The organism is Methylobacterium sp. WL6, from assembly GCF_008040095.1.
GTDB lineage: Bacteria > Pseudomonadota > Alphaproteobacteria > Rhizobiales > Beijerinckiaceae > Methylobacterium.
This window is the reverse complement of sequence record NZ_VRVH01000309.1, coordinates 1-5,137: the sequence shown is the minus strand read 5'-3', so window position 1 is coordinate 5,137 and position 5,137 is coordinate 1. Positions and strand designations below refer to the sequence as shown.

At 73.0% G+C, this 5,137-nt stretch carries 5 protein-coding genes and 1 pseudogene; 4 read left to right on the top strand and 2 right to left on the bottom strand.

Annotated features, from left to right (window positions below):
• Positions 1–619, top strand: a 619-nt coding sequence (locus tag FV230_RS24290) for a ribonuclease HII (protein WP_147844225.1), incomplete at its 5' end; no start/stop codon positions are given.
• A 102-nt stretch (positions 620–721) separates the two neighbouring features.
• Here FV230_RS24290 and FV230_RS24285 read toward each other — a convergent pair.
• Positions 722–1,786 (bottom strand): PA0069 family radical SAM protein, encoded by a 1,065-nt coding sequence (locus tag FV230_RS24285; RefSeq protein ID WP_246694983.1) that lies wholly within the window; start codon positions 1,784–1,786, stop codon positions 722–724.
• 206 nt (positions 1,787–1,992) lie between these two features.
• On the opposite strand from FV230_RS24285, the gene FV230_RS24280 reads away from it, so the two are divergent.
• On the top strand, positions 1,993–2,511 hold the full coding sequence (locus tag FV230_RS24280) for a hypothetical protein (protein ID WP_147844223.1): 519 nt from the start codon (positions 1,993–1,995) through the stop codon (positions 2,509–2,511).
• Positions 2,512–2,514: 3 nt separating this feature from the next.
• Here the strand turns inward: FV230_RS24280 and moaB are convergent, their stop codons facing one another.
• A complete protein-coding gene (gene moaB, locus FV230_RS24275; RefSeq protein ID WP_147844222.1) occupies positions 2,515–3,069 on the bottom strand; it encodes a molybdenum cofactor biosynthesis protein B in 555 nt (184 codons plus the stop codon).
• A 159-nt stretch (positions 3,070–3,228) separates the two neighbouring features.
• Between moaB and selD the strand changes: the two genes are divergently transcribed.
• Positions 3,229–4,278, top strand: coding sequence for a selenide, water dikinase SelD (selD, locus tag FV230_RS24270; protein WP_147844221.1), 1,050 nt, complete (start codon positions 3,229–3,231; stop codon positions 4,276–4,278).
• A gap of 217 nt (positions 4,279–4,495) precedes the next feature.
• Positions 4,496–5,137, top strand: a pseudogene (locus FV230_RS29960) (hypothetical protein); the annotation flags it as partial.

Below are 5,137 nucleotides of genomic sequence, written 5' to 3'. Positions count from 1 at the left end.
CTTCGATCCCGCCTGCGCCGCCGACTACCCCGCCGTCATCGGCTGCGACGAGGTCGGGCGCGGCGCCCTGTGCGGCCCGGTGGTCGTCGCGGCGGTGTGGTTCGACCCGACCGCGATCCCGCCGGACCTGCTCGCCCGCCTCGACGACAGCAAGCGGGTCAAGGAACCGCTGCGCGAGATCCTGACGCCGCTGATCCGCGCACAGGGCCGCGTTGCGGTCGCGGCGGGATCCCGGGCATTGATCGACCGGGTCAACGTCCGCCTCGCCACCCTCGACGCGATGCGCCGGGCGGTGCTGCGGCTCGCCCTCGATGCGCCGGTGCTGGTCGACGGGCGGGACGCGGTTCCCGGCCTGCCGCAGCCCTGCCGTGCAGTCGTCGGCGGCGACCGCGCGGTGCCGCAGATCGCCGCCGCCTCCATCGTCGCCAAGACGTTTCGCGATGCGCTGATGCGGGTGCTGGCCCGGCGCCACCCGCATTACGGCTGGGAGCGCAACGTCGGCTACGGCGCCCCGGTGCACCTCGCCGGCCTCAGGACCCACGGCCGCACCCCGCATCACCGGCTGAGTTTCACGCGGGCGTACGGCGATGGCGGAGCGAACATCGCGGGCGCCGATTAGGTCGCGTTCGTTTGCGAGATGCCTGAGGTCGTCCGTCGATGCCAAAACGATTCAGCCGTCCTGCCACCGCGGAGCCTTGCTCGATCGCCGCCTTCGCCCCCGTCACAGCAGCAAGAACTGCTCGCCGGGCTTGGCGAAGGCCGCGGCGTCGAGGGTGATGCGGGTCTGCGCATAGCCGAGACGCGCCTTGGCCAGCCGCATCTGCGTCGCGATCAGGTCGGCGTAGGCGCCCTCCCCGGTCATCCGCTTGCCGAACGTGGCGTCGTATTCGCGGCCGCCGCGGGCCTGCTCGACCAGGGAGAACACGTGGCGCTGCCGCCCGGGATAGTGCTCGGCGAACCAGTCGGCGACGAGGTCCTTCAGCTCGTGCGGCAGGCGCAGCAGCACGTGGTTCGCCTCCCGCGCGCCGCAGGCGCGGGCCTCCGTCAGGATCGCCTCGATCTCGTGGTCGTTGAGCGAGGGGATGATCGGCGCGACGATCACCATCACCGGCACGCCGGCTCGGCTGAGCGCCCGGATCGCCTCCAGGCGCTTGCGCGGATGCGGCGCGCGCGGCTCCATCTTCCGGGCGAGCACCGGATCGAGGGTCGTCACCGACATCGCCACCTTCACGAGGTTCCGCTCCGCCATCCCGGCCAGGATGTCGATGTCGCGGGTAACGAGGTTCGACTTCGTCACGATGCCGACGGGATGGCGCAGGCGGGCCAGCACCTCGAGGATCTCCCGGGTGATGCGGTGCTCGCGCTCGATCGGCTGATACGGGTCTGTCGTCGTTCCGAGAGCGATGGTCCGCGGCGCGTAGCCCGGCGCCGACAGCTCCCGCTCGAGCAGGCGCGCGGCGTCCGGCTTGGCGAAGAGCTTCGTCTCGAAGTCGAGCCCGGGCGACAGGCCGGCATAGGCGTGGTTCGGCCGGGCGAAGCAGTAGACGCAGCCGTGCTCGCAGCCGCGATAGGGGTTGATCGAGCGGTCGAACGAGATGTCGGGCGAGGTGTTGCGGGAGATGATCCCGCTCGCTCGCTCCAGCGTCACCTCTGTGCGTCTGGCCGGTGCGGGCTCGTCCGCCGGCCAGCCGTCGTCGGCGGCCTCGCGGCGGATCGCCTCGAAGCGCCCGCCCGGGTTGGCGGTGGCGCCCCGGCCGCGCAGCGTTTCCGACGTCGCGGCGTGGATTCGGCGCCGAGCGGAGGACGGGGTGTGGACATCGGACTGGCAGCACCCCGGAGAAGCGTGTTTCACATGGAACATAACAGGAACAAGGTCGACCGGATACGCCTCGATTTTAGGCAGTTTCTCGGGCTTTGTGGCTGTGGTGCAACGCTGGTCCGCCGCGTCGAGCCGGCCTGCCCGCGCCCGGCGAAAATACGGTATGCGCGGCCATGATCTCCGCCCTGGTTCATGTCGCCGACCCCGGCGACGCCGATGCGATCGACCGTCTGGCCGACACCCTGGGCGCCCTCGTCGGAGGCGTGGCCGCCGGGCTCGTGGGCGACGCCGTGATCGTCGCCGCCGCGATGGGTGAGGCGGTCGACACGATCGCCGACGCGACCGGCGCGACCCTGGTGGTGCCGCCGCGCGGATCGGACCGGTGGTTCGCCGGCGCGGCGGTCGCGCGCCGCGACTGGGTGCTGTGCCTGGAGGCGGGCGACGTGCCCGGCGACGGCTGGATCCGCACCCTCGACCGCTTCGTCGGCACAGCGCCGGCCGACGCCCTGGGGCGATTGTCCCGCCCGCATGCCGGGCTGGCGACGCGGCTGGCCATTCGGGCCGAGGCGCTGCTCGGCGCGGGTGCGGCGCGGCCCGGCGACCTCGTCCGCCGCGATCGCCTCACCGAGATCGGAACCTTCGCCCCGCGGCTGGTGCCGCGGCGCCTGATCGCGCGGATCGACCGGATGTGATCCTCAGGCCGTGAGCGAGGCGCCCCGCCGCAGGTGCTCGTCCAGGCGCGGCATGATCTCGACGAAGTTGCAGGGGCGGTGCCGGTAGTCGAGCTGGCTGACCAGGATCCCGTCCCAGGCGTCGCGGCAGGCGCCCGGCGAGCCCGGCAGCACGAAGACGTAGGTGGCGTTGGCGACCCCGGCCGTCGCCCGCGACTGCAGCGTCGAGGTGCCGATCTTGTCGTAGGAGATGCGGTGGAACACCGCCGAGAAGCCGTCCATCCGCTTCTCGAACAGCGGCTCCAGCGCCTCGGGCGTCACGTCGCGGCCGGTGAAGCCGGTGCCGCCGGTGGTGATCACCACGTCGATTCCGGGATCACGCGTCCAGCCCTCGACCGTCCCGCGGATCGCCGTCGCCTCGTCCGGCACGATCGCGCGCGCCGCGAGTTTGTGGCCGGCCTCGGTCAGCCGCTGCACCAGGGTGTCGCCGGAGCGGTCGTCCTCCGGCCGGCGCGTGTCCGAGACGGTCAGCACCGCGATCGACAGGGGGACGAAGCTGCGGGCGGGCGTATCGGGCATCGGGCCGTCTCCGGGTTGAACGACCGGAATATGGGCGCCCGCCCGCGATTGTCCCATCCTTCCCGGCGTGCGGCGCGCGGGCCGAGGCGCGCCGAACCCGCGATCCATGGTATCGGCACCGACCAGCGACCCCTGTCCGTTCGAACGCGCGGTGCCCTCATGGATGCGACCCCCGTCCGCCTCACCAGCCTCGCCCACGGCGGCGGCTGCGGCTGCAAGCTCGACCCGGCGATCCTGCGGTCGCTGCTCGCCGACCAGCCGATCGCCGGCCCGTTCGAGCGCCTGCTCGTCGGCAACGAGACCGCCGACGACGCCGCGGTCTGGGCGCTCGACGACGGCACCTGCGTCATCGCCACCACCGACTTCTTCACGCCGATGGTCGACGACCCGCGCGATTTCGGCCGGATCGCCGCCACCAACGCGATCTCCGACGTCTACGCCATGGGCGGCCGCCCGATCATGGCGCTGGCCATCCTCGGGATGCCGGTCGGCAAGATCGCGCCCGAGATCGTCGCCGAGATCCTGAAGGGCGGCGCGGCGACCTGCGCCGAGGCCGGCATCCCGATCGCCGGCGGGCACTCGATCGACACGCCGGAGCCGATCTACGGCCTGGCGGTGATCGGCACCTGCCGCCGCGAGGACGTGCGCCGCAACGCCGACGCGCGGGTCGGCGACGCGCTGATCCTGACCAAACCCCTCGGCGTCGGCGTCTATTCCGCCGCGATCAAGCGCGACGCCCTGCCGGAGGGCGGCTACGCCGCGTTCGTCGCGACGACGACGCTGCTGAACAAGGTCGGCACCGAGCTGGCCGCCGACCCGGACGTGCACGCCATCACCGACGTCACCGGCTTCGGCCTGCTCGGGCACGGCCTCGAGTTCGCGCGCGGCGCCGGCTGCCGCCTCGTGATCGACTGGCCGTCCGTGCCGCTGCTGCCCTCGGCCGAAACGCTCGCCCGGGACGGCTTCGTCACCGGCGCGTCCCACCGCAACTGGACCGCGTTCGGCGGCGAGGTCGCGCTGGAGGACGGCTTCCCCGAATGGGCGCGGCACCTGCTTACCGATCCGCAGACCTCGGGCGGCCTGCTCGTCGCCTGCGCCCCCGAGCGCGCCGACGCGATCCTCGCCCGCATCCGCGCCGCCGGGCATCCGGCGGCGGCGATCGTCGGGCGGGCGGAGGCGGGCGCGGCGGGAATTCGCGTCGCCGGCTGATCCCAGGACCGGAAGGCGATCGAAACCAATCCTCCGGCATCATCGCAGCCCCGCGATGCGTCGCGCAGAGCCGCCCGCCCCCGTCGTGACCGACGTTCCCTCCGACCCGGATCTCGAAGCCGCCCACGGCGTCGCGGATTGGCCCTATGGCCGATCCGCCATCGCGCTCGCGCGCCCGGACGCCTTGCCGGACGGACGCCCGTGGCCGCGGCTGCGCGTGCTCACCGTCGCCTCCGGCGACGCGCCGCGTCTGGCCGACAGCATCGCCTCGGTCGCGCGGCAGGACTACCCGGAATGCCGGCACGACGTCGTGCCGCCGGGATCGCCGTCGCCCGCCGCGATCCTCGCCGACGACGGGGTCGATTTCGTCCTGGTCCTGCGGGCGGGCGATCTCCTGGCGCCCGGCGCGCTCGCCGCCCTCGTTCTCGACACGGTCCTCTCGGGGGCGGATGCGGTGGCGGGGCTTCGGGTGCTGTTCGACGACGCGGTGACCGGCCTCGACCTGCCCTCGTCGGCGGGGGATGACGCCGCGCCGGACGCCGTCTTCACCGGCGGCGAAGTTCTGTGGCGGCGTGCCGCGCTCGGCATGCTGGGCAGCTTCGATCCGATCGACGCCGAGTGGACCGCACGCGCTTGGTCGGCAGCCGTGCGGACAAGGGCCGGCGTCAACCGCATCGGCCGGCCCGTCCTGCTGCAGCGCGAGCGGACGATTCACTCAACGAATTCAAGTCCATCCGCGTCTTCCCCTCCCCCCTTCGCGGGGGAGGGTGGGCCTCGCGTCAGCGAGGGTCGGGAGAGGGGAGCGCCGTATCCGGCACCGTCGCTCCCCTCTCCCCCCCTGCTGCGCAGGGTACCCTCC